General features: G+C 36.6%; 23 protein-coding genes and 1 tRNA gene. 6 read left to right on the forward strand and 18 right to left on the reverse strand.

Features of this window, described 5'->3' with window-relative positions:
• Nucleotides 1-38 precede the first annotated feature (38 nt).
• The 9 genes from NBW37_RS03265 to NBW37_RS03305 all read right to left on the reverse strand — a co-directional run bounded on the left by NBW37_RS03265 (nucleotide 39) and on the right by NBW37_RS03305 (nucleotide 6,657).
• A complete protein-coding gene (locus NBW37_RS03265) occupies nucleotides 39-410 on the reverse strand; it encodes a holo-[acyl-carrier-protein] synthase (RefSeq protein ID WP_250296895.1) in 372 nt (123 codons plus the stop codon).
• The gene (gene proS / locus NBW37_RS03270) at nucleotides 407-1,675 is read right to left on the reverse strand and encodes a proline--tRNA ligase (RefSeq protein WP_250296896.1); all 1,269 of its coding nucleotides are present in this window, start codon (nucleotides 1,673-1,675) and stop codon (nucleotides 407-409) included. The genes NBW37_RS03265 and proS overlap by 4 nt, the downstream gene beginning before the upstream one ends.
• Nucleotides 1,676-1,772: 97 nt before the next feature.
• Nucleotides 1,773-2,090, reverse strand: a complete 318-nt coding sequence (locus NBW37_RS03275; protein WP_250296897.1) for a hypothetical protein — start codon at nucleotides 2,088-2,090, stop codon at nucleotides 1,773-1,775.
• Nucleotides 2,091-2,234: 144 nt separating this feature from the next.
• The gene (locus NBW37_RS03280; RefSeq protein WP_250296898.1) at nucleotides 2,235-2,939 is read right to left on the reverse strand and encodes a hypothetical protein; all 705 of its coding nucleotides are present in this window, start codon (nucleotides 2,937-2,939) and stop codon (nucleotides 2,235-2,237) included.
• A 340-nt stretch (nucleotides 2,940-3,279) separates the two neighbouring features.
• A complete protein-coding gene (gene holA / locus NBW37_RS03285; RefSeq protein ID WP_250296899.1) occupies nucleotides 3,280-4,284 on the reverse strand; it encodes a DNA polymerase III subunit delta in 1,005 nt (334 codons plus the stop codon).
• 5 nt (nucleotides 4,285-4,289) lie between these two features.
• Entirely contained in the window at nucleotides 4,290-4,499 is a 210-nt protein-coding gene (locus NBW37_RS03290; protein WP_250296900.1) for a hypothetical protein, read from the reverse strand.
• A 131-nt stretch (nucleotides 4,500-4,630) separates the two neighbouring features.
• Entirely contained in the window at nucleotides 4,631-5,431 is an 801-nt protein-coding gene (locus NBW37_RS03295) for a metal ABC transporter permease (protein ID WP_250296901.1), read from the reverse strand.
• Between the two features lies 1 nt (nucleotide 5,432).
• On the reverse strand, nucleotides 5,433-5,786 hold the full coding sequence (locus tag NBW37_RS03300; RefSeq protein ID WP_250296902.1) for an Mth938-like domain-containing protein: 354 nt from the start codon (nucleotides 5,784-5,786) through the stop codon (nucleotides 5,433-5,435).
• 4 nt (nucleotides 5,787-5,790) lie between these two features.
• Nucleotides 5,791-6,657 carry a 4-(cytidine 5'-diphospho)-2-C-methyl-D-erythritol kinase gene (locus NBW37_RS03305; RefSeq protein ID WP_250296903.1) on the reverse strand — a complete coding sequence of 289 codons (867 nt, stop codon included), beginning with the start codon at nucleotides 6,655-6,657 and terminating at the stop codon, nucleotides 5,791-5,793.
• Between the two features lie 81 nt (nucleotides 6,658-6,738).
• On the opposite strand from NBW37_RS03305, the gene NBW37_RS03310 reads away from it, so the two are divergent.
• Complete coding sequence (locus NBW37_RS03310) at nucleotides 6,739-10,092, forward strand: UvrD-helicase domain-containing protein (protein ID WP_250296986.1); 3,354 nt, start codon at nucleotides 6,739-6,741, stop codon at nucleotides 10,090-10,092.
• A 632-nt stretch (nucleotides 10,093-10,724) separates the two neighbouring features.
• Here the strand turns inward: NBW37_RS03310 and NBW37_RS03315 are convergent.
• Nucleotides 10,725-11,015, reverse strand: coding sequence for a GIY-YIG nuclease family protein (locus tag NBW37_RS03315; RefSeq protein WP_007549156.1), 291 nt, complete (start codon nucleotides 11,013-11,015; stop codon nucleotides 10,725-10,727).
• A gap of 396 nt (nucleotides 11,016-11,411) precedes the next feature.
• Between NBW37_RS03315 and NBW37_RS03320 the strand changes: the two genes are divergently transcribed.
• Together NBW37_RS03320 and gatC are read left to right on the forward strand one after the other, a co-directional pair.
• Nucleotides 11,412-12,338, forward strand: a complete 927-nt coding sequence (locus NBW37_RS03320; protein ID WP_250296904.1) for a ribose-phosphate diphosphokinase — start codon at nucleotides 11,412-11,414, stop codon at nucleotides 12,336-12,338.
• On the forward strand, nucleotides 12,328-12,681 hold the full coding sequence (gene gatC, locus NBW37_RS03325) for an Asp-tRNA(Asn)/Glu-tRNA(Gln) amidotransferase subunit GatC (RefSeq protein WP_250296905.1): 354 nt from the start codon (nucleotides 12,328-12,330) through the stop codon (nucleotides 12,679-12,681). The genes NBW37_RS03320 and gatC overlap by 11 nt, the downstream gene beginning before the upstream one ends.
• 36 nt (nucleotides 12,682-12,717) lie before the next feature.
• On the opposite strand, the gene NBW37_RS03330 is transcribed toward gatC, so the two are convergent.
• The 8 genes from NBW37_RS03330 to murC form a co-directional block, all read right to left on the reverse strand.
• Nucleotides 12,718-13,974, reverse strand: a complete 1,257-nt coding sequence (locus tag NBW37_RS03330) for a Tol-Pal system protein TolB (RefSeq protein ID WP_250296906.1) — start codon at nucleotides 13,972-13,974, stop codon at nucleotides 12,718-12,720.
• A gap of 5 nt (nucleotides 13,975-13,979) precedes the next feature.
• Nucleotides 13,980-15,614 carry a ribonuclease J gene (locus NBW37_RS03335; protein WP_250296907.1) on the reverse strand — a complete coding sequence of 545 codons (1,635 nt, stop codon included), beginning with the start codon at nucleotides 15,612-15,614 and terminating at the stop codon, nucleotides 13,980-13,982.
• Between the two features lie 331 nt (nucleotides 15,615-15,945).
• Nucleotides 15,946-17,064: a molecular chaperone DnaJ gene (gene dnaJ / locus NBW37_RS03340; protein WP_250296908.1), complete on the reverse strand. Its 1,119-nt coding sequence runs from the start codon at nucleotides 17,062-17,064 to the stop codon at nucleotides 15,946-15,948.
• Between the two features lie 82 nt (nucleotides 17,065-17,146).
• A tRNA-Arg gene (locus NBW37_RS03345) sits at nucleotides 17,147-17,224 on the reverse strand.
• Between the two features lie 379 nt (nucleotides 17,225-17,603).
• Entirely contained in the window at nucleotides 17,604-18,998 is a 1,395-nt protein-coding gene (gene fumC, locus NBW37_RS03350; protein WP_250296909.1) for a class II fumarate hydratase, read from the reverse strand.
• 287 nt (nucleotides 18,999-19,285) lie between these two features.
• Nucleotides 19,286-20,308, reverse strand: coding sequence for an Obg family GTPase CgtA (gene cgtA, locus NBW37_RS03355; RefSeq protein WP_250296910.1), 1,023 nt, complete (start codon nucleotides 20,306-20,308; stop codon nucleotides 19,286-19,288).
• Nucleotides 20,296-21,570 carry a phosphopyruvate hydratase gene (gene eno / locus NBW37_RS03360; protein WP_250296911.1) on the reverse strand — a complete coding sequence of 425 codons (1,275 nt, stop codon included), beginning with the start codon at nucleotides 21,568-21,570 and terminating at the stop codon, nucleotides 20,296-20,298. The genes cgtA and eno overlap by 13 nt, the downstream gene beginning before the upstream one ends.
• Nucleotides 21,571-21,574: 4 nt before the next feature.
• Nucleotides 21,575-22,999 carry a UDP-N-acetylmuramate--L-alanine ligase gene (murC, locus tag NBW37_RS03365; protein WP_250296987.1) on the reverse strand — a complete coding sequence of 475 codons (1,425 nt, stop codon included), beginning with the start codon at nucleotides 22,997-22,999 and terminating at the stop codon, nucleotides 21,575-21,577.
• Between the two features lie 26 nt (nucleotides 23,000-23,025).
• Here murC and NBW37_RS03370 point away from each other — a divergent pair, with 26 nt between their 5' ends.
• From NBW37_RS03370 to NBW37_RS03380, 3 genes are all read left to right on the forward strand, one after another.
• Nucleotides 23,026-23,700 (forward strand): septal ring lytic transglycosylase RlpA family protein, encoded by a 675-nt coding sequence (locus NBW37_RS03370; RefSeq protein WP_370273144.1) that lies wholly within the window; start codon nucleotides 23,026-23,028, stop codon nucleotides 23,698-23,700.
• Between the two features lie 208 nt (nucleotides 23,701-23,908).
• A complete protein-coding gene (gene secG, locus NBW37_RS03375; RefSeq protein ID WP_151807869.1) occupies nucleotides 23,909-24,229 on the forward strand; it encodes a preprotein translocase subunit SecG in 321 nt (106 codons plus the stop codon).
• Nucleotides 24,229-25,833 (forward strand): CTP synthase, encoded by a 1,605-nt coding sequence (locus NBW37_RS03380; protein WP_250296913.1) that lies wholly within the window; start codon nucleotides 24,229-24,231, stop codon nucleotides 25,831-25,833. The genes secG and NBW37_RS03380 overlap by 1 nt, the downstream gene beginning before the upstream one ends.
• The last annotated feature ends 10 nt before the right edge of the window (nucleotides 25,834-25,843 follow it).

Raw genomic sequence — 25,843 nt, forward strand, 5'->3', positions numbered from 1 at the left:
TAGCATAAAGTCAACTGCATAAATTGAAACAATATCTGCTAGATGCAAATTACAACAAATGCAGTAGCGTAATCTCCATCGTCACTTAAAGAAAGGTGAATCTTGTAGTCCTTTGAGATGAAATCCTTTCTGACAGCAATATATGGTTTTCCTCTTACATCGCTGTATATTTCTATATCTTTCATTATAATGCCCTGGCTAAATCCAGTACCTCGTGCTTTAACAAAAGCTTCTTTTGCTGCAAAGCGTTTGGCAAAATACCTTGCTCGCATTTCTTGACTATTATACTTTCTACTTAGCTCTATTTCTTTTTCAGTGTAGATTCTATTGAGAAATTTTTCCCCGTATTTTTGTAATATTCTCAATATTCTTGGTATATATACTATATCAGTGCCAATACCGTATATCACTTTGCGCTAAAGCGATTTATTGCTTCTTCAATCTGCATTTCCTTTACCTCTCCAGTTGCTCTATTTTTTATTTCAACTATATTTTCACTTACCGCTTTCTTTCCGACAATTATTTGCCACGGCAAGCCTATCAGATCCATTCTAGAAAATTTTACTCCTACACTTCCTTCCGTATCATCGTAAAGCACTTCATCGCTTTTCAAAGCTTTGTATATTTTATCTGCAGCCTCCGGTACTTTCGTTTGTAAATTGATTAAACCAATTCTAAAAGGAGCTACTGCCTCTGGCCAGACAATTCCTTTATCATCATGAAAAGCTTCTATTATTGCGCCGACAAGTCTTGAAACCCCAATGCCATACGAACCCATATGTATATTGACATTTTTTCCATCGTGTGAGGTGACTTTTGCATTCATAGGCTTTGAGTATTTATCACCAAAATAAAAGATATGTCCTATCTCAATACCCTTACTAACATTTAACTGCTCTTGCGGCACAAGGCAAGTTTTAGGGTCGTGCATATCATCTGCAACTGCGTATATACTCTTTAAACTTTCAACATCTTCACTTTCCAGTAGTTCAGAAAATTTATTGTCATAATATAAAGTGCTCTCACCAGTGTTTGCCAATATATGAAACTCGTGGCTCAAATTTCCTCCAATTGGCCCGGTGTCTGCTCTCACTCCAATTGGAGTTAGGCCCATGCGTTTGAAGATTTTTATGTAAGTTTTGTACATCAAATTATATGAATTCAGTGCACCTTCGTAATCCACATCAAAACTATACGCATCCTTCATCAAAAATTCCCTGCCCCTCATAACACCATAACGTGGTCTTACCTCATCACGGAATTTCCACTGGATATGATACAAACAAAGTGGCAAATCTTTGTAACTCTTTATCACATCTCTAATTAGATCAGTTGCTACCTCCTCATGAGTTGGACCGAAAAGCATATCTTCCTCATGCCTATCCTTTATGCGTAGCATTTCCTTACCGTAATCATCATAACGTCCTGATTCTCGCCAAAGACCTGCTGGTTGCACACAAGGCATTAATGCTTCAATTGCACCGGATTTATCCATTTCATCTCTGATAATGTTTTCAATATTTTTAAGCACTAAAAGACCAAGCGGCAACCACGTATAGATGCCAGATGCTATCTGCTTTATTAAACCCGCACGTAAAGAATATTGATGGGAGATAATTTTAGCATGGGCAGGTTTCTCCTTTAAAGTTGGCAGATAATATTTGGATAAACGCATATAATAGATCTGATTGCATTAAACAATCTTAATACAATCAGACCTGTAGGTAAACTTATTTTGAAAAAGAAGGGAAATACCATACACTTCTCTTCTTTTACGTCCAATTTCCAAACATCTTAGCCCTTTCCTTAACAGAAAGAGTAGATGGATCTTTCACCTCACTATTCACTGGGTCCACATTATTTACTTGTGATGCAGGAGGAGCTTCAGGTTTATTTTTAGGCTTAGGCGATAACGGTGGCTTTTTTGTATTTGGTTGGTGGCTTGGCGGAGCTGCAGTTTTAGGATATTGTTGATCATCATCAGATCTATAACCACTCTCGGGAGTGCTTGTTCCTTTTTTATTGTCTAGTTGATGTGTATCTTCATCGCTCCAATCCTGTTCAGACTCTTCACTGCTATTACTTGACACACTATCACTACACTTCGTGGTGGTGGGATCATACCTGATATTTTACTGAACGCCCCGTCCAGGTTACTTGGCTGTTGTTCGTTGTCCTCTTGCTCTCCAGAAATTGCTTTCCTTCGTATTGCGAGCTCTTTGAACAACTGATTCCTAAAATCTTCTGGTTGCTTGCCATCTTCCGGGGGGTGTGGATTCTTCAGTAGTAGTGTTTTTTTGTGTAGTACCATCATCAATAGTTTTTAACTTAATACCTTCTATCTGTTCAAGCAGAGTAGGATTACCATTCTCAGGTTCACCAGCCTTCTTCGGTGCACCATTCTTAGGTTGCTCCGTACGCTTGGGAGCTATAAAAAAACCCGGAGGCGGAGGAGGTGGTAGCGGCGGTGGACTTGGATTTGGTTGTGTACCCAATGTTACTGGAGGCGGTGTAGGAGTAGACACATTTGATTTATCCTCCACTTCTGTCTGTGATCCACTATCTTGCTTAATAAGCTCTTCTCCAATTGGTTTATTCTCCAGATTAGCACAATTTCCACACACAAGTTCTTGAGATGCAATATGGCCGAATTCCTCTCCATCAAGACCTGCTTCTTTCTTACTGTCAGCTCTAGAAACGGCTAGTCTAATGAGATATATTGTTGAAATCAATGCAACAGCCGTAGAAACAGCAAAAATTGCTAAAGGAACTGCTGCAATAGGACCAGAACCAGAAACTGCTATAATAACATAAGGAAGATATTGACCAGATATGAAACTAAATATAGATAATGATGAAACAACAATTAAAGGTTTCCATATAGTCCCCTTAGTTTTCTGACTATCTTTTAGCAATGGAGGATTATTGGATGCCAGCACTGTTTTTACCCCGCTTATTAACAATAATTTAATAATAACCCAATTAATAATTTTTGTCAATAATTAATTATGAAAAATAAAGTTACAATTTGAATAATAGCAATAATAGACTTCTTGCATTAAGTAAAAGGTGTAGCCGTGGTATCTCCGCTAACACGTAGCGGGTCAGGCTAGCCTGTCATCTAAGTAGCCCTTATAATGTTAGCCCCTCTTCTGTCATCTAAGTAGCTGACACTGGGATGACACCATTCTTTTTTCTGGATTCCAGACTGGAATGACATCATAGGGGCTCGGATGACACCGTCTTGGATGGAAACCAGTATCAGCTACTTGAATGACATCATAAGGGGCTACACCAGTAGTTAATCTCATGTTGAAAAATCATTTTATGATCTAAATCAGTTTTTTTACAGGTAACTTCTAAGCTTATCAATTTTTCCAAGATCTTCTTAAGTTCTGAAAGTTGCAAACTTTTCAAATGAGATTTAAAGCTCTGCAATTGTTTAAAAAACAATGGAGGGCTTAGCTGATCAATTGCAACCTGCTCACTCATTCCACCTTGCACTGACAGCAAAACGTTTTCAAGACGCAAAAAGTAATTTGATATAATACGAATCAGCGCTATCGGTGAAAAATTTTCTTGCGATATCAATGCATCAGAAATTCTAATGAAGCGCGACATATCTTTACTTGCTATGGCAGAGCATAGATCATCAAGTGTAGCATAGTCGTTGCCGGAAGTTGAAAAGCATAATTCTATATCAGTAAGTTTTAGGTCTTTTCTCTCCCCTAAGTACAAAACTAACTTTTCAAGTTCTGAGCATATAGGCAGCTTGCTATGATTAAAGTAAGATTGCAAATGGTAGATTATCTCATTTGTGCATTTTATATCATTTTGTTTTAAGTAATTTGATATAATGTCATAAAGATTGCTGTTGCTGTCCTTATAGCAAGCAATCACACCAAAAATTTTTGAACTCTCCATATAACTTTTAGTCGCAGAATTGTGTGGAAGATCACTTGCTACCATCATTACATAGTGACCACTTGCGTTATAATCCAATACATTTTTTAACTCTTTGGATATACCTCCACTCACATTTATCAGCTTAATTAATTTTTTGCTGGTAAACATCGAAATGTTTGCCAATTCAGAAAATAGTAAACCGGGTGACTTGTTCACTATTGCAAAATCCATCACCTGAACTGAATACTCATCCAAACTGGCAATTATTTCTTGTACATAAAAACCAACCCTACTGTTATCACTTCCATGAATTAACACACCACTTAAAGCGTCAGGTTTCTCTAGGAATCTTTTAACTTTGGATGGTGTAACCCTCATGCCACCTATATGATATCATTCTCATTTGATTGTACATGAGTATCCAAAGACTCTGAGTTTTCTTGCACAATATTGTGTACATCATTTGCTGTACTTTGCAGATCATCTGCCGTACTCTGCACATTATCCGACTCTTCTGTTTTTCCTGTGATATAATTATAAAACTTTTTCACAGGTTGAGATATATATTTGGAAAAAAATCCTTCTTCGCTCATATTGCTTACTCCATAAAATTAACAATTTATTACTAGCATATAAATAATAATATAGCAAAAACTATTTTGTGCTAAGATAGTGATGTTTTATAATGAGTGTATTACAAAATTATTAACATTCGAGACCAAAATTAAGCCAACCTACTTAATACTAGCCTTATAAAATAAGCGACAATTAAATATACTGCTGCAACAAGTATAATTGCAGGTCCAGTTAACAAATCAAAACTTGCAGATAACATGAGACCCGATATCCCAGAGATCACAGAAAAAACTGTTGCAACAATAATCATCTGCATTGGAGTTTTTGAGATGAGCCTTGCAGATGCTGCTGGTATTAGCAAAAATGCAGCAATGAGTAATATTCCTATTAGTTGGGCAGCAATTGCTATAAATATAGCAAGAGTGATTAAAAATTCTAGTCTAACAAAATTAACATTAATCTTCTCAACTACTGCTAAATCTTGATTAATTGAAATCATTAACCAATAACGCCATCTAAATATTAATATCAAAGTAACTACTGCAGAGGTTAAAAAAATCAATACTATATCACTCTGATCGAGCGTTAATATATCACCAAACAGTGAGCTAATAATACTATTATTGCCCGATGGAAGAAAAGACATAAGTATTAAACTCGATGATAAAACTACATTGGTAACAATGTTCAATATCGTATCAGCAGAATATAATCTGTTAAAATTAAGAGAAAGCAGTATTGCAAACGCAATTGCAATGAGCATTATGCTAAGCGATGGGCTAATCTTAAAAATTAAAGCAAGTGCAACACCAAGCAATGAAGAATGGGACAAACTATCACCAAGATAAGATAACCTTTGCCATATCATAAACGATCCTAAAGCGCCTGTTACTAGGCTAATTACGACTACTGCAATTAGACTGTTGATGAAAAAATCCTGGGTAAACATGCTATATGGCTATTAGATAACTGACAACAAATCTATCTTCGGATATTAAAACGTTATGGGTTCTGCATGCTGCACTGGTTGTCATAAATTCAAAATTTAAACCTTTTTGTTCCATAAGATAGGACTTCACTGAAGAACTTAGATTGCGTGTTTTACCAGTACCTATTAACAAAATTTCTATTTCCTCTGTTAAAAAAGATTTAAAATTATTTATATCACTTTCTTTCAATTTAATCACCTTTTCAGGAAAAATTATAATTGAGCCGCAATATTCTCTATTATTCACTAAAAATTTTCCTTCCCTATAACCATTTATAAGATTTTTCTCCTTGAGAATTAAAGGAGTTATATCCATAAAGTCAAACTATTAATTGAGTGTTGCATACCCACCATTCTGGTTGCTTTTTTCCGATATTAACTGCAGCAGCTTTTGCATTTTCCTCACTATCGAATATTCCAAAGCATGATACACCACTGCCTGACATGCGAGAAAGTATAGAGCCTTCTTGTGACTCAAGTGTTGATATCACATCCTTAATTTCAGGAACAAAGCTTATTGCTATTTCTTGAAGATCGTTTCTCGTCTCTTTAAGAAGCTTTAATAAATCCTTCTCAGTGTCATCGCTCCACTCAATTGGCTCAGAAAATTTTCCTTCATGTTTTGAAAATACCTCTGGTGTACTCAAAAACTTTTTTTTCGGTTTCACAAGCACCACATTCGTGGGTAAAGAGAACTTTTTAATGTGGCACAATTCTTCACCAATACCTCTAACAAAAACAGGCTTACTATCTACGCTTGCTGGAACATCAGCGCCAACGCTTAGGGCTATTTCATTTAAAATCGTCCTATCAACCTCCCACAGCTTCCCTAGCGTGCGTATCACAGCTCCAGCATCTGAGGACCCGCTACCTAGTCCTGCAGCAATTGGTATATTTTTTACAACCTTTACAGTGACTTTAGTGCGTACAGGAGCATGCCTAAGCAGCAGATTAATCGCTTTCGTTACAGTGTTATACTGGTTATTTATTTTAGACTCGGAGTTTATAAATTCAACTGTAGAGTTATCGTACCTAGAATCCTTCTCACCTACTTTTATTTCCAAAAAATTAGAGAGATTAGCAAAGACAAATAAACCTTCAATCAAGTGATATCCTGTTTCCTTCTTATTTACAACATGCAAAAAAAGATTGATTTTTGCAGGCGCCTTTACACAAAAACTTTTCATTATATATCTTCACTAAGATTATTTTTACATTATATGTATAATGCTATTCTAGTCAACTTTTATAAGGTTTTCGCACTTCTGATGAGATCAAATGCCATAAATCCTAATTTCTCTGTATGGGTAAATGCGTCCGCTGGTACAGGCAAAACAAAAATCTTAATAGACAGAGTATTGAGACTTTTATTAGAAAACAAAAGAAATATTCTTTGCTTAACGTTCACCAATGCTGCAGCAAACGAGATGGAGAATCGCATTCACAGCATACTCAGTAAGTGGGCAATATGCTCAGAGAGTGAATTAATAATGGATCTGGAACAACTAGATTTTTTTCCGATGTCATCCCAGAGTTCCCTTTTTTGTCATCCAAGTAGCACAACACTGGGATCCCAGCACCCCTATTTGTCATCCCAGTGCGTGACACTGGGATCTCAGTACCCCTACTTGTCATCCCAGTGCGTGACACTGGGATCTCAGTACCCCTACTTGTCATCCCAGTGCGTGACACTGGGATCCAGAAAAAATAAAGATTATTTAACCAAAGCAAGAAGGCTTTTCTCTGAACTGGAAAATCTTGGTCTAACTATACAAACCATACACGCTTTCTGTTACAAATTAATTTCCAATTTTCCCATAGAAGCTGGCATCGCCCCAAATTGTACGCTGAGTGAATGTAAAGAATTACATTCCATCATATTCAATAAAGTGCTTCATAACGAAACTGTGCAGGATGATATCAATCTTATTGCAACTGAAATTGATGAAAATAAACTACGCGATTTGCTTTATACTTTATGTGTAAAGAGATCGATGTCAGCAAATGATTCAGAATATATCAAAGATAAACTCAATGCTCCAGATGGAATTCATGACTTACAGAGTGAAACAATTGAGCACGTGGGAAGACTAGCCGAGATATTAAGTGAAGGCAGTAAAAGAGATCAGAGTTATAGTGCAATGCTTTATTCTGCTGTCATTCCAGCGTGTGACGCTGGAATCCAGAAAAAAAGAACCAGTGTCAGCTACTCGGATGACACCGGAATGGAGCGGAAAGATACCAGAATAGAGAACCTAGCCAAGGTATTTCTCAAATCAGAATCGCACGAAAAAAAGAGCATATCATCCATTGCAACAAAAAGTATTTTGGAGAGATTCAAAGATGCAGAGCAAATAATAGAGAACGTTCAGAATGTAGTGTTTACTCATATAAGAGACATGAATTCTTATCAAATATTCAAGAGAACCAGTAGCTTACTTAGTATATTTAAAGTATATGTTGATCTATACAGTAGCGAAAAATCAAAAAATGCACTGCTTGACTACAATGATATAATTGACTTAGCAACAAATCTTCTCAGCGACCCAGATCATAAAGATTGGATATTGTTTAACTTGGATCAAAAAATAGATCACATTCTTGTTGATGAGGCGCAAGACAATAGCATCAGTCAATGGAAAATTATAACAAATCTCTGCGATGAATTTTTTGCCGGCAATGATGAAAAGCGAACCTTATTTGTAGTTGGTGACGTAAAACAATCCATATACAGATTTCAAGGAGCAAATCCCCATCTATTCAACTACATGCAACAATACTTTCATACGAAAACTGGTGGCAGAGATTGGGTATCATGCCAACTTGAAAAGTCATTTCGTTCAACTCCAGAAGTTTTGATGCTTGTAGATAGAATATTTAACAACTTCCGCGCAGAAATATCTTTTAATGATAATGAAATAAAACATGTTCCACATAGAGAAAATGACCAAGGATATATTGAAATTTGGCCAGCATTACCAAGGCGCAAAGAGAAAGAACAGCAAGCTTTACAAATTCCTCTGACATGCAAGGAAGGTTATACAATAGCAGATCGATTACTTGCTCAAACAATAGCTAACAGAATTCACAATTGGTTAAACGAAGGGCGGATTTTAGTCGCTAAAGATCGCCATATAGAACCAAGAGACATTATGGTTCTGGTACGACAACGAAACGTGTTAGTTGATTACATAATAAGCGAACTTAAAAAAGCAAACGTGCCAGTTGTAGGACGGGACTATTTTAGAATTATGGACTATATAGCCGTGCAGGACTTAATAGCTTTGGCCGAATTTTTACTCCTTCCGGCAAATGATTTAGCTCTTGCAAATGCTTTAAAATCACCGCTATTTAATTTCACCGAGGATGATTTATTTAACATTGCATACGACCGTAAAGAGCATTCACTATGGGAAAGACTTCAAGATTATCATAGGGTTATCTATAGTGAATTAAACTATCTCATTAACTTATCTCGCATAGAGTCTCCTCTTGCACTATTTACACATATATTGCGTACAGGTAAGAAGAAATTTGCTGCAAGGCTAGGTCTTGAGTGCTTCGAGGTTCTAGACGAATTTATGAACCTTGTGTTGCAATGTGAAAACCCATCTCTTCAAGCATTTGTTCAGTGGATCAAGGAGAATAACCCGGAGATTAAGAATGATATGCAATCAGAACGCAATGCTGTGCGAATAATGACAATTCATAAATCAAAAGGTCTGCAAGCTCCCATAGTATTTTTGGTTGATACAAACACAGTGCCAAGAAATAGTGAAAGCATTATCTTTGATGGAACAGAAGTGCCATTTTGGTGTGGAAAAAACAACAACGCTTATTGCGATCAAGTAAAAAGAGAGAAAAAACTAGAGGATTACAATGAATATTTGCGTTTATTATACGTAGCACTCACGCGTGCTGAAGATGAGTTATACATCTTAAGTAAAGAGCCAGTGCAAAAGGGCTCTTGGTATGATCTAATCACAAGATATGGAGAACAGTATGAAAAGAAACAAGCATACTTACAGCCAATATTTAAAGAAAAAGTTGAAGTGCTATGTGTGAACGCAAACTACCCTTACATTTATAAAAAACGTGATTATTTTGACGTTCCGGTCATTTCCCTTCCGCCAGCTTTAAGAGAAGTTGTTGTAATTGAAGAAGAGAGTAAACAAGAAGAAGGATTTACCCGAGGAAAAATCATTCACAGCATATTGCAGTATATGCCCAAGATAGAAAAAGAAAGGAGAAAAAATTGGGTCAGAAAATATCTTGACAATATAAACACCAGTGAAGATAAGGATGAAATTTACAGTAAAATATTGGCCTTTAATGAAAAATATAGCTATTTGTTTGATTTGGAAGGCAAATCAGAGATTACACTGAGTGGAATAATTGATGGCAAGTCAGTATTAGTACGACTAGATAGGCTATGCATAACGCAAGACAAAGCAATCATAATTGACTACAAATCACACCGTAACGTTTCTGTTTCCTCATTAAATGAAATAAAAAAGCAAATGTTGACCTATAAAACCTTAGTGCAAGAAATATCTCCAAACAAGCAGGTAGAGTGTGTGGTCATTTGGGTAGAAGATTTAACTCTGCAATCTGACTTTTGATGAAACTTGATTGCAAGAAATAGCTACTACGTCATACCGCGATTCATTCGCGGTATCTCATCCGCTAACAAGAGATCCCGCTGCGGGATGACGAATTACTATACCGCCGCGGTATCTCAGCCGCTAACAAGCAGCGGGATGACGAATTGCTTAACCGTCATACCGCCGTGGTATCTCAGCCACTAACACGTAGCGGAATGACAGCAGTCCTACGTCATACATAGATCCCGCTAACAAGTAGCGGGATGACGAATTGCTTAACCGTCATACCGCCGCAGACCGTCATACTGCCGCGGTATCTCAGCCACTAACACGTAGCGGAATGACAGCAGTTCTACGTCATACATAGATCCCGCTAACAAGTAGCGGGATGACGAATTGCTTAACCGTCATACCGCCGCAGACCGTCATACTGCCGCGGTATCTCAGCCACTAACACGTAGCGGAATGACAGCAGTCCTACGTCATACATAGATCCCGCTAACAAGTAGCGGGATGACGAATTACTCAATCGTCATCCCGTCACGGTATCTCTTAGCCGCTAACACGTAGCGGAATGACGAATTACTCAACCGTTATCCTGCTGCTCCTTTCTCGTCATCCCGCTACGTGTTAGCGGGATCTCAGCATAGCTATCTTAAAGCTAAGTAATATAAGTCAACCCAGCTAGGATTCTTTTGATTGATCAAATTAATTTTCCATTGCCTTGGCCATTCTTTCAGGCGCCTTTCTCTTGCAATAGCTAAACTTATATCTTCAAACTCTTCAAAATATACAAGTTTATTTACATTATATCTTGATGTGAAACCTGAAACAATTTTGTTTTTGTGTTCCCAAATCCTCTTGATCAAATTTGCAGTTACACCAATATATAATGTGCTATTAGCTTTATTTGTAAGTATATAGATATATGATAACTTCATCTTAATCGTTTATAGCTAAAGTAACTTAGATTTACCAACATTATACTACACCATCGTGCCACAATAAAACTTACCGTCATACCACCGCGCCGCTAACACGTAGCGGGATGATGAGCTTATCGTCATGCCGCCGCAGTATCTCTTAGCATAGATCCCTTACTTAACCGTCATACCGCGATTCATTCGTGGTATCTCAGCCACTAACACGTAGCGGGATGACATCATCCTTTTTTTGGATTCCAGTGTCATCCCAGTGCTTGACACCCATTTGTTCCTATAGTTGTCTTTTCTCGTCTACCTTATTTTGCCACTTTGCTGAACAGATACAGATAAAGAAACTTACATTTCAATTATTTTACAATTTCTGTATAATCTTAAAAACTCAATTAGTATATTATGAAGATAATAATAGGTAGTGCTAGTGAAGGATTAGGGAAATCAGTAGTTAACCAGCTAGATGTTCAACCATCCTCTGCTTGGATATCAAAGTTTGCTGATGGTGAGGTCAATGTAGAAGTAGCAAATGATCTATATAATCAAGAAGTATACATAGTACAATCTCTTTCTCCCCCTGTGAATGATAACCTTATGGAGCTTCTGCTTATAATTGATGCAGTAAATAGGTCAGGAGCAAAAAGAATAACGGCAATTATTCCTTATTATGGATATAGCAGGCAAGATAGAATTATCAAAAACAATAATATGCAATCTGCTTTAAGTGCTAAATTAGTTGCAAATCTTATTCAAACTGCAGGTGCAAGTAGTGTTGCAGTTATTGATTTGCACTCAAATCAAATTGAAGGATTCTTTGATGTACCGATAACTAATTTGAACTGTTTTGAAGCATTTGTTGACTCTATACACACAGAAAATTTGGCAATTGTTGCACCTGATGTTGGAGCAATCGGCAGAGCACGTGCTTTTGCGAGGGCTTTAGAGGAAAAGTACAAGATGGAGCTGAGTGATAAGATTATTGTAGTAGATAAATATAGGGAGAAAGCAGGCACATCTCAAGTAATGAACATAATAGGAGAAGTTGCAAATAAAAATTGTGTCATTGTTGATGATATAGTTGACTCTGGTGGAACGTTGTGTAATGCAGCTCTTGCTTTAAAAAATTGCGGAGCAAAGTCTGTAATTTCATGCATCACACATGGCGTGCTTTCAGGAAGTGCAGTTGAGAAAATCTCTTCCTTTTCTTTAGATAAATTAGTGATTACGGATACCATACTTCACAAACTTGAAAAAACTGGTAAAATAGAAGTTGTTTCGGTCGTAAATATTTTAACTCACTTCATCCAAGGAGGTAAAGATGCCAACTAGATCAACAGAAGATGTTATTACTTCACTAATAGAATTTGCAAATAAGAGAAAAATAACAATTACCAAGGAAGAAATGCTTAAAATTGCACAGCTTGTAAGGATTAAGTTATCAAATGACGAGATTGATCACTACTCCAAAGAACTGACAATGCTGGATTGGATACATAATACTTTATTGCAAGTTAATACTGAAGGTGTTTCTCCTATGCGTTATGGCAGTATAGACAAAGACATTCATGTACGCGATGATGTTATAAATTCTCAAAACATAAAAGAAGAGATATTGTCCAATACAAAACCTGAGCATGGGTATTTTGTAGTGCCAAAGGTTATAAACGATTAAAATAGGGCTCATATCAAACCTATAATAGATCTACTTTCAAAAATAAGACCAATCCGGTAAAGAAGCATTTGTGGGAGTGGAAACCATTTTTTGATTTTTCTTTACTAAGTCTACTAAATATAGTTTAGAGTTGCTTGGTGATTCTGTTCTTGTGAAAATGATTTCTCTGCCACTTGGTAGCCATGCCGGGGATTCAATTTTATGCCCCTCTGAAAGCAGACGTTCTTCTTTGCCATCTGGCTTCATAACTCCTATGTAAAATTTTTCCGACTGAATCTTTGTAAAAGCTATCAGATCTCCTTTTGGCGACCAAACAGGCGTAGCATATCTTCCACTTCCAAAACTAATTCTTTTAGGTTTTTTACTTTTGTTAGTAAAATCAATAACGTACAGTTGCTGACTCCCACTTATATCAGAACTAAAAACCATATATTTTTGATCTGGAGAGAAGGAGGGAGAAGTGCTTATAGCTGAACCTTTAGTAATTTTTTTTGTCCGTTTACTGTTTAAATCTAAAGATAATATATTCGTTTCACCACCCAATGAGTGGGAAATTAAAAGAGATTTACCATCAGGAGAAAATCTAGGAGCAGAAATAACTCCTTCAAATGTGCTGATTATTGATTCAGTGTTATCTTTTAAATTTTTTAATATTATATAACTTTTACCATTTGCGTATGAGATATAAACAATATTCTCCCCATTCGGCGCAAATCTCGGTGTTGACACAAATCTATCGCCATTTGTTAAGTATTTTATATTACTCCCATCTTGATTCATCACAGCAATTTTACGTACGGATTTATAATTGCTATCTTTTTCTTCAGCAATATACGTGATTTTTGTGTTGAAGTGCCCTTTCTCACCAATCAATCTATCATGTATCACATCCGAAACGAGGTGACCAATTTTTCTCCAGTCTTTTGCTGGAAAAACAACTGACTGAGTAAGTAATTCTCTTTTTGTAAAAGTGTCAAATAAACGAAATGATAGCTCTAATGTACTACCAGATATTTCACTTAAACTTACTGTGACTACAGTATCGCTTTTCCAAGATTCAGCTTCCGCGCCACGTTTTACATTAAATAAGCCACAATTAGATAAATTTGTTCCAATTACCTTTGCAATATTTTCGCTTAATTCGCTTTCCAGTGCTGTTTTACACGTACATTTAGATACAACAAGACTGATGTTACCAACACTGCTTTTTTTTATATCAACATATAAAGCAGCTTTTGTAAAATAAGGAATAAATAACGAAATAAATAACACCAGCTGAACGAATAACTTCATTCATTTCATACCTGTTCTATCTGGACTTCAATTATAGGCCTTTTTAGTAAATATTCCTTTAAGATACTAAATATTGAACTCTCAATCTTATTTCTTATTTTTTTTGTCGGCTGTAAACTAAACGCTGACTCAACCTTCTCTATGATCCTTTGCACAATGACTGCATCTTCTTGCGCTTCGAAAACACCTGGTGCAAATACTTTTGGCTTAGCAAGCAATTTATTTTTCTTGTTTACAACTGCTGTCACTACAATAGCTCCAGCATCTCTCATTTTCTTACGCATTTTTATAACACTGCACTCCGGATGACGTAGCAACATACCATCAATACCAAAGTAGTCAACATCGATTGAATTAACTTTTTCTCCATTCTCCAAATTAACGATATCACCTGGTGCAATCATTATTGCTTTTGCCACACCGCACTCTTTAGCAAATCTTACATGTGCATGCGTGTGAATATATTCGCCGTGAACTGGAATAGACATCTTCGGTTTTATTAAAGAATACATTTCCTTTAACTCTTCTCTTGTTGGATGCCCAGAAGCATGAACATGCTCTGTTTTTTCAGTAACAACTTCTACCCCCATCTCAATAAAGGCATTGAGCATGTTGTGCGCACGAGTTTCATTTCCAGGAATAATTTTTGACGAAAAGATTATGGTATCACCTTGCTGCATTTTAAATGCTTGATGACTCTTAGCAGCAAGCCTTGAAGTTGCTGCCAGTGGCTCACCTTGACAACCTGTGCAAAGTAGCACCAGTTCTTCCCTTGGAAAATTTACTGCTTCCTTTGCTTCAAGAAACTGAGGAGAATCAGTTAAATAACCACTATCTTGCGCAACTTTCACTATTCTCCATAAAGATCTACCAAGTAAAACTACTTTTCTATTTAGTGCTTTTGCAGCTTGGCTTATCGTTTCAATTCGTGCCACATTTGAAGCAAATAGCGATACAGCAACTAATTTTTTAGACCGCTTTATTATGTTATAAATATTATTATAAATTTCACCTTCTGACTCAGGGTGATGCTTGCTTAATATATTGGTTGAATCGCAAATTGCTGCAAGCAGATTACCTTTATCGCCAATTTCTTTTAAACGCTCCATATTGGAAGTTAATCCAACAACAGGTTTTGGATCAAATTTCCAGTCTCCAGTATGAAGTGCACTACCCATTTCAGTGCTAATTAATATTGAATTTGCCTCAGGAATTGAATGAGTTACATTTATAAACTCAACGGTAAAAGGACCCAAATTTATGCTGCTATTTATGTCTACCTCTTTCACAGGTACCACATCTTCCAATCGAAACTCCTTTAGTTTCTCCTTGAGAAAATTAACCGTAAACTTTGTTGTATATATGGGGCACTGCAATTCTTCCCACAAGTGGGGCACTGCACCGCAGTGGTCTTCATGTGCATGTGTAATTATTATTCCAAGCAAATCTTTTTTTCTTTGAGCAATAAAATCTATATCAGCAATGAGCAGCTCAATACCTGGCATAGTTTCATCTGCAAAACCGATACCAAGGTCGATCATAATCCACTTGCCTTGGTAATGATATAGGCTAACGTTCATCCCGATTCTTCCTACTCCCCCAAGCGGAAGAAATAAAAACTCATTTTTGTTTATATTCATTAATTTTAAATTATTAAAACTCGAGAATAGCAAAACTTCGGTCTTAAATAAAGAAATTTATTGCTTTTACATAGTTTTATAGCTAACCCAAGAAAGGTTTCCCCACGTCATACCGCGATTCATTCGCGGTATCTCAGCATAGATTCCGCTAACGAGTAGCGGAATGACGAATTTGTTGTTTTTCAAATTGTAGGTAAACCTAAGCTACTTTAGCTATAAGGAACTGAGAAGTTTCTGTTAGCTAATTATTGTTAAGTTTTCCATTAATAAGATCAAAGAATTGCAGGATTAAGTGTAAACAGTTACTCCCTCATGTCATTTAGCAAATTTCTTATTTTTTTTTTACTTTACTAAAAAACCCTTCAGATTGCTGTTGTACATTTGCATTTTCCTCTTCTTCAAGCGCTTTTAATAGTTCAATTTGCTTTTTAGTTAAATTTTTTGGATTTAAAGTCTCAACTATTACCTGTACATATAAATCACCACGAGCATATGAGTTCATATATGGCATACCCTTCTCCTTACAACGTAACTTGGTACCAGTTTGAGTGCTCTCTGGAACTTTTACTTTTATTTTAGCTCCATCAATTGATTGGACATCGATTTCACCACCAAGCACTGCTAATGTCATCCTTATAGGCACTTTACAGTGTAAATCTGCTTTATTTCGAGTAAAGATTTTATGGGGAACTATTTTCACGTATACGTATAAATCTCCACTTTTTCCACCTCTTGCTCCAGCTTCTCCTTTACCACTTACCCTTACCTTAGCTCCTTCTTCTATGCCTTTTGGAATTGAAACATATATATTTACTTCATCTCTTCTACGTCCACTTCCACCACATTTCTTACATTTATTTTGTATTATTTCTCCTTCCCCATAGCATGTAGTACACGTTCTTTCGATGGTAAAAAAGCCTTGCTGAGTTCTAATCCTACCGCTTCCCTGGCATGTGTGGCACTGAACTGGTTTAATTGCTCCTTCGCCACCTGTGCCTTGGCATGCATCACATTTTACATTTGTCACATAATGTATAGGTGCTTGTATTCCTTTAAATGCATCTTCTAAGGTAACTTCAAGATCATAACGTAGGTCTGCTCCAGATACTCCTGTTGTGCTCCTCTTTGCTCTTGATCTACTTGCACCACCACCGAATCCTCCACCAAAGAAGTCATTGAATATGTCGCTAAAATCTCCTGCAGAGCTGAAGCCTTGAAACCCACCAGAAGCACCTTCGTGGCCATAACGATCATAGCCTGCCCTTTTCTCAGAGTCAGACAGAACTTCATATGCAGCTGTTACTTCTTTAAATTTTTCCTCTGCTTCTTTATTGCCAGGATTTCTATCAGGATGATATTTCAACGCTAATTTTTTATACGCTTTTTTTATCTCATCAATACTGGCATTTCTTCCTACCTCCAGCAGATCATAGTAGTCTTTTTTGCTCATATATAATAGTTTAGTGTTTAACCTTTAAAGATAGGTATTGCATATATTAATTTCAAGTGTGACTTCTGTTTCCTATAAAATGTGGTGCACCCTGAGCGACTTGAACGCCCGACCTTTTGATCCGTAGTCAAATGCTCTAATCCAACTGAGCTAAGGGTGCTTTCACAAAGTTAACTTTAGCAGGTTTTGTAGCTTGATTCAATTAATTTGGCTAAAAATAAAACTGTTAATTTTTATCACCCTGCAAAAAATTGCATTTGCTTTCTTAAGAATCATTTTATGGCCAAGCCCACACCTATACGAACATTTGCTTTTGTTAAGTACAACAAATGGTCAGCGCGTGACGCATAACTGTACGAACATTTGTTTGCGAAGAAATGTTATAGTCAGTTTTGCCTAAAACACAAAGGTAGTGCCCAGACACTAGAATCCAGACATTTTGATTGTAAATAAGTATAACTGAGCTGGTAAGCATAGAAAGCAGCTGTCTTATGCTAAAAAAACGTCTTTGATGAGATTGCGTGGAAATCTGTGAGCGGTTACAAATAATTCACCATTTTCTCTGGTTTCACTATCTTTTCAAACTCCTCCTCAGTGAGCAGTTGAAGTTTTGCTGCTGCTTCTTTTAAAGTGATATTTTCTTTATAAGCAAGCTTTGCTATTTTTGCTGCATTGTCGTACCCTATATGCGTATTTAATATAGTGACCAACATCAACGACTGGTTCAGTAAATCTTTTATCCTCTCTTCATTTGCCTTAATACCAATTACACATTTTTCTGCAAAATTTAAACTTGCGTCAGCTAAAAGTCTTATAGACTGCAAAACATTGTAAATTATCACTGGCTTAAATACGTTCAGTTCAAAATGACCACTTGAGCCACCAATTGTTACAGCAACATGATTTCCCATAACTTGAGTGCATACCATAGTCACCGCTTCACACTGAGTTGGATTCACTTTACCTGGCATAATTGAAGAACCAGGCTCATTTTCCGGTAACATTATTTCCCCAATTCCGCATCTTGGACCAGAACCAAGCAGCCTTATATCATTTGCAATTTTCATTAAACTGACTGCTACTGTATTGAGTGTTCCACTGAGCTCAACTAAAGCATCATTTGCTGCTAGCGCTTCAAATTTATTACCTGCTGAAGTAAATGGAAGATTAGTGATTTTTGCAACTTCTCTAGCAAAATCTTCAGCAAAACCCTTTTTAGTATTGAGTCCCGTGCCAACCGCAGTACCACCTTGTGCAAGCTCGTATATATCACTTAAAGTTGATTTTACTCTCTCTATCCCCTTTTTAATCTGGGCTGCATAGCCAGAAAACTCCTGTCCTAGTGTTAGGGGCGTTGCATCTTGCAGATGAGTACGTCCTACTTTTATTATATTTTTAAATTCCTGAACCTTATTATCCAGCACCTTATGCAATTTTTCAAGATTTGGAATAAGCAAGCAGTTTATTTGCTCTGCTGCTGCTATATGCATTGCTGTTGGAAAGGTGTCATTTGACGACTGACCATAATTCACATGATCATTTGGATGTATCGGAGATTTACTACCCAAATTACCACCTAAAATCTCTATTGCACGATTGCTGATCACTTCATTCATATTCATATTAGTCTGCGTTCCAGATCCGGTTTGCCAAACAACAAGCGGAAATTCATTATTAAATTTGCCATCTATTACTTCCCTCGCGGCTGTGCAAATTGCGTCCCCTACCCTATCATCTATACCACCATGTTTTATATTAACACGCGCTGCTGCAAGTTTTACTATTGCTAATGCTTTAATCAGAGGCTCTGGCATTTTTTCTGTGCCAATCTTAAAATTTTCTAAAGAACGCTGAGTCTGCGCTCCCCAGTAATGTTCACTTGGTACTTTTACTTCTCCTAAGCTATCTGATTCTATTCTCGTCTTTCTATCCATATTTTCCTCCTGGTGTTATGCAAACTGGTTCACCACATAATTTTGCCATATGAATATCTCAATTTCTTGGTTAATTAAATCATACTAGATCCAAGTAGTCAAGTGTACGAACATTGCAATTTTCAGGTAACTTGCAGGGTAGATGCAAGTAGCTGACACTGGGATTTGTTGTAAAAACAAATGTTCGTACAGTTGTGCGTCACGCGCTGACCATTTACTGAGCAAATCACCTTCAAAAACAATGTTCGTACAAATATATTCTAGTTACATGATAAAATAAATGAAATTCACATCTTAAAAGGATCATATACATCGATTTCCTTAGGATTACTCTTTTTCAATTTTTTACTTAATAATCTCAAAATGGGCTGTAAATCATCATTAATTGATAAGCACAGCACTTCTTTATTAAGATAATTAGCTAAGTGATTCTTCTTTTCCAGAATTTCTGCTTCCCTCAATAAGTCGCATTTGTTTAGTACTAAAATTTCTTCTTTTTTAACAAGATCGCTATCGTAAAGCTCCAGCTCATTATGTGTACAATTATAAGCTGCTATCACATCATCGTGAGTTACATCAATTAAATGAAGTAAAATTTTACACCTTTCTATGTGCTTTAAAAATTTATGTCCGAGTCCAACTCCAAGGTGAGCATCGGTGATTATTCCAGGAATATCTGCTATTACAACTTCGCTATCATCCACTTTTGCCACGCCTAAATGAGGTCTTACGGTGGTAAATGGATAATCGCCTACTTTTGTATCTGCATTCGAGCAGCGAGTCAAAAATTTTGATTTACCTGCGTTTGGCATGCCAATAATTCCAACATCTGATAAAACTTTTAGTTTTAATAATACATGTTTTTCTTCGCCAGGCTGACCGTAAGTAAAATGTCTTGGTGCCTTATTAGTAGAAGATTTAAAATTAGTATTTCCAAGTCCACCTTTTCCACCCTGTGCTACTTGAAATTCCATACCAGGCTTGTCAAGGTCTACTATTATCTCTTCACTTTCTTCATCAATTATTTGTGCACCAACTGGAACTTTAAGTATAACGTCTTTCCCTGCTGTGCCAGATCTATCCCTGCCTGCACCATTTTTCCCACTATCTGCTTTAATGTGTCTTCTATAACGAAAATGAAGCAAAGTGTTGAGATTAGCGTCGCTGATGAAAACTATGTTTCCACCCTTTCCTCCATTACCACCATTTGGACCACCAAATTCAACGAACTTTTCTCGACGAAAACTTGCACAGCCATCACCACCGTCACCGGCTTTTAAACACAATTTTACTTCGTCTATAAAACCCATGCTAACCCACGATAATATTTAGCATCCTTTCCTAACGTGCTTTCTATTCTGATTAGCTCGTTATACTTCGCGAGTCTATCAGAACGCGATAGCGATCCGGTTTTTATTTGTCCGCAATTTGATGCAACTGCTATATGAGATATTGTTGTGTCTTCTGTTTCACCTGAGCGGTGAGAAATCACAGCTTTGTAGTTGTTTGATTTTGCCATTTCAATTGCATTAAACGTTTCTGTTAACGTCCCTATTTGATTTGGCTTGATCAGTACAGCATTTGCCATTTTTTCCTCTATTCCTTTGCCTATCAGTTCACAATTTGTAACAAATAAATCATCCCCAACCAATTGAATTTTACTCCCCAATTTTGCAGTAAGTAATTTCCAACCTTCGTAATCGTCTTCACTCATTGCATCTTCTATAGAAATTATTGGATATCTTGCCACAAGGTCACAATAATATTCGGTTAACTCTTCTGAAGTAAGCCCCTTACTTTCAAATTTGTAAATTCCATCTTCATAAAAAGTAGATGAAGCAACATCAAGACCTAGTGCAAAATCACATTTTGTTGAATAACCTGCTGATTCTATAGCGTATATGATCAAGTCAAGTGCTTCTTCAGTACTTTCAATATTTGGTGCAAAACCACCTTCATCTCCTACATTTGTGCTATAACCTTTTTTCTTAAGAATGCTACGTAAGTTATGAAACACCTCCGCAGACATTCTGATTGCTCCACTGAAAGTCTCAGCACCGACTGGAAGAATCATGAATTCTTGGAAATCGAGCTTATTGTCTGCATGTACTCCACCATTAATTATGTTAATGAGCGGAACCGGCATAACACTCGTCTGCTCTTCCCCCAAATATCTGTAGAGCGGCACTTTAAAACTGTTTGCTGCTGCTTTTGCAACTGCAAGAGACACACCCAAAGTTGCATTTGCTCCAAGTTTAGATTTATTTTTTGTTCCATCCAGTTCAATTAATGCTTTATCAATTGCATTTTGGTCTGCTGCATTCATTCCAATGATTTCATCTGCTATTATCCCATTTACAGCTTGAACAGCTTTCAGCACTCCTTTACCACAATACCTTTTCTCATCTTGGTCTCTGAGTTCCAAGGCTTCTAATTTACCAGTTGAAGCTCCAGAAGGTACAGAAGCCCTACCTATTGCTCCATCACAGAGTTCAATTTCCACCTCAACAGTGGGGTAACCCCTGCTGTCTAAAATTTCTCTTGCAAATACATTGTTGATTATCTTATTCATTGCATTAAACCTTACCTTCCGCAATAAGTGCTGCAGTTTTCTTTGCCAATTTAGCTATATTACTACCAGCACCAATAAATAATACTATATCACCTGGACTTGTCGAATCACTAATAAAATGTGAAATGAGCAAAGCATCATTCATAATTTTTGTGTTATTAAATCCATTACTGATTAAAGCTTTTTGTATATCATCAATTCCACAACCAGGAATGGGCTTATCTTCTGGGGGATGAACAGGAGTGAGGATGACATAATCAAACATCATGAAAATTCGTATGAATTCATCAAAAAAATTACGAATGCGAGCAAAACGAAGTGGTTCGATAATTCCTATTACTTTTCCTTTAGTAATCGAACGTGCAGCCGTTAAAGTTGCATATATTTCATTTGGATGATGGGCATAATCCTCAATTAACTTAACACCTTTAATATCGGCAATCAAAGAGAATCTTCTTGCTACTCCTTGAAATTCCAAAAGGCCTTTTTTAATCTCTGCATCGCTAATCCCGAGTTTTATTGCAACTGATATTGCAGCTAAGGCGTTACTGACTTTATGCATCCCTATTGCGTTTGATAGTACTACGTTTTTTATTCTGTGGTTATTGTCAATCAACACATCAAATTCCATGCTGTTAGCATGCTGCTTAATGTTGCTGGCTCTTATGCTACCATTCTCAAATCCAAACGTTATAGAATTACTCGCATCATAATCGATGTCTACAGAATCAGGTAAAACTGCAGAACCTGCATTATTCACAAATTGGGAAAATGCATTTTTGATATTATCAAATGTGCTGTAATAATCTATGTGGTCATTGTTGATACTTGTTATGACAGCAATCTTTGCAGGAATTTTTAGCATGGTTCCATCAGACTCATCAGCTTCGATTAAAAAAATGTTACTCCTTCCAAGTCTTGAATTACTCTGATACGAATTTAGTATTCCTCCTACAATTACAGTCGCATCAATGCCAGAATGATCAAAAATGGAAGCAATCATAGCGGTTGTTGTTGTCTTTCCGCTTGAACCTGAAACCGCTATTACACACCTATCTTTCATAATTTCAGTAAGTATGTCTGATCTATGCAAAACGATTTTATTGTTATTTTTTGCCGCAATTAACTCCACATTATCAGATTTTATTGCAGAAGAATGTACGACTATTTGAGCTTGGCTTATATTATCAGCATTGTGACCAATGTGAACTTTTATACCCAGCTCTCGTAATCTATCCACATTATTGTTTGATTGTGCATCACTGCCTTGAACTTTGTAATTGGAATTATGGAGAATTTCAGCAATGGCACTCATTCCGATTCCACCTATACCAATAATATGTATTATTCCTTTTTGAGTTTTGTTAATATTTAGCAGTAGATGTTTACTCATTACTAAATTTATTATAGTATAATTTAAAATCCTCATAGTATCGAACGCTCTTACCGAATACAATGATAAAAAACCTAACCTTTCTATGTCTAACATTTGTTTTGATAAGCAGTTGCAGTTTTAGCAACAGATTTAACTGCACTGCAGGTCATTATAAAATTGGCAGCAGCTACACAATAAATGGTATAACTTATTATCCAAAAAACTGTAAACACTACGAAGAGATAGGGATAGCGTCGTGGTATGGAATAGAAGATCATGGCACGCTTACAGCAAATGGTGAAGTGTTTAACCGTCACTTGATCTCTGCAGCGCATAAGACTTTGCCCTTACCCTGCTTTGTTCTTGTCACTAATTTAGAAAATGGAAGAAAGCTTGTTACAAGGGTTAACGATAGAGGACCATTTATTGAAGGCAGAATAATAGACTTATCAGAAAAAGCAGCTCAAGTCTTAGGATTTCATAAATCTGGGCTTGCAAAAGTAAAAGTCCAATACCTAAGAAAGGTGTCAGAACAATTGATACAAAATACTCCTCATTACCGAAAGCAGTATGAAAAAGAAATACAGAAACGTCACCCAAAACAAGACAGTGCAGAAAGTAAGGGATATGTTGCATTTTTTAAAAGTGCTCAGGCTGCTAAATCAGCTGCATCAAAGCTTCGCAATCAAGGAATAAAAAATGTTAGATTGCTTTTTAAGAACGATCAATATTGCGTGAAAGTGAGTTATAGGTAGTGGTGTGTATCTGAAAGATTGCAAAGATCATGTAAATTTCCACCTTAATTTAAACAATACTGTATCTTGTATTTTAAAATGTGATACATCCAAGGTTTTATAATCAAAATAAGGTAAGCAGTCTTAGATTTCAAACTACTTGGGTGACAGATGTTCTTGACTTATGCACTTTATGCTCCTAAAATTTTTATTTTCAGCTCTATCTATAATGTCAGTAGCGGTATTAAGTATATTTCAAATAATATTGGTTGTTGTGTTAGTAATTTTAGTGCTCTTGCAGCCACCTGGAAGTAGTTCGTTAAGTGGTTTTAGTAATGTACAACAAGGAGTCAATTCGATGATTCCAGTGAAATCTTCTGAAAACCCGCTCAGCAGAATAACGGCTATTGTTGCTGGATTGTTTATTATAAACACATTGCTATTGTCAGGATTATGTTCAAAAGACGTACATAAAAAATCGATTGCAGAGAAGATTATATTAGAAAAGAAGCAAGAAAGTGAATCTACTTCTGTTCCATTTGAAAATTAATGAAGGAAGCTAAATTTATCTTTGTCACAGGTGGAGTTGTATCGTCGCTTGGTAAAGGCTTAGTTGCTTCAAGCGTTGGTGCGCTTCTTCAAGCTTATGGTTTTAAGATCCGTATCAGAAAACTTGACCCGTATCTTAACATTGATCCTGGGACAATGAACCCAACTCAGCACGGAGAGGTATTTGTTACCGAAGATGGTGCTGAAACTGATTTGGATCTTGGGCATTATGAGCGTTTTACTGGAATTAAAGCAACAAAAGATGACAATATAACAACTGGTAAGATATATCATGAGTTATTGAAGAAAGAGAGGCGTGGTGATTATCTGGGCAAAACTGTGCAAGTCATTCCTCATGTGACAGATTTGATCAAATCGTTCATTTTTAATGGTACGGAAGGTTTAGATTTTGTAATATGTGAAATAGGCGGAACTGTAGGTGACATTGAAAGCCAACCATTTTTGGAGGCTATACGCCAAGTTAACTACACATTAGGAAAACAAAAAGTTATCCTTATTCACTTAACTTTAATACCATATCTTACCGCAGCGCAAGAATTAAAGACAAAACCAACGCAGCATTCAGTTCGAGAGTTAAATTCCGCGGGGTTACAACCAGATATTATATTATGCCGCAGTGAGAAAGAAATTTTCGATAATCAAAGAGAGAAAATAGCTAAGCTTTGTAATGTTTCTTTGTCCAATGTGATACCTGCTCCTGATGTGAGTCATATATATGAGTTACCGGTGTTGTATAGCCAATGTGGGCTTGATACGCAAATTTTGGAGCACTTTCATTTAAGTGAGCCAAAACCAAGCTTGATTGAATGGGATCAAATAGTGCATTCCATAAGGCACCCAACACAGGAAGTTACTGTGTCTATGGTGGGAAAATACACCGAATTCCCTGATGCGTATAAATCACTGGTTGAAGCATTAAATCATGGTGCGATTAGTAATAAAGTCAAAGTAAGGATAAATTGGGTTAACTCAAGAGAGAAGGAAGAAAAACCTATAAATGAAAAGCTTATAGGGGAGAAGTTACAGAATTCTCATGCAATTCTTGTCCCAGGGGGATTTGGTGATGACGGAGTAGAGGGTAAAATATTAGCAATAAATTATGCCCGTACAAATAATATCCCATTTTTCGGAATTTGCCTTGGTATGCAGCTTGCAATTATTGAGTTTGCTCGTAATGTTGTTAAGCTTGAAGATGCACACTCTGAAGAATTTCGTAACTGTAAACATCCAATTATTAAGTTAGCTGGCGATCAAGATGACGATCTTGGTGGAACCATGAGACTTGGAGCATACAAATGTAATATAAATGCAAGCTCTAAAATGATGGATGCATATAGTAACACTACTATTTCAGAAAGACACAGGCATAGATACATAATCAATTTAGATTATAAAGATGATTTGGAAAAAAATGGGCTGCTATGCAGTGGCATATCAGAAGATGGAACATGTGTAGAGGCAGTGGAGTTAGAGAGTCATCCGTGGTTTATTGGTGTGCAGTTTCATCCAGAGTTTCAATCAAAGCCGTTTTCTCCTCATCCTCTTTTTGTATCATTTATTAAGGCAGCAGTTGATAAAATTTAAAAAAGAAAAG

It is taken from the genome of Wolbachia endosymbiont of Oedothorax gibbosus, assembly GCF_936270145.1.
Classification (GTDB): domain Bacteria; phylum Pseudomonadota; class Alphaproteobacteria; order Rickettsiales; family Anaplasmataceae; genus Wolbachia.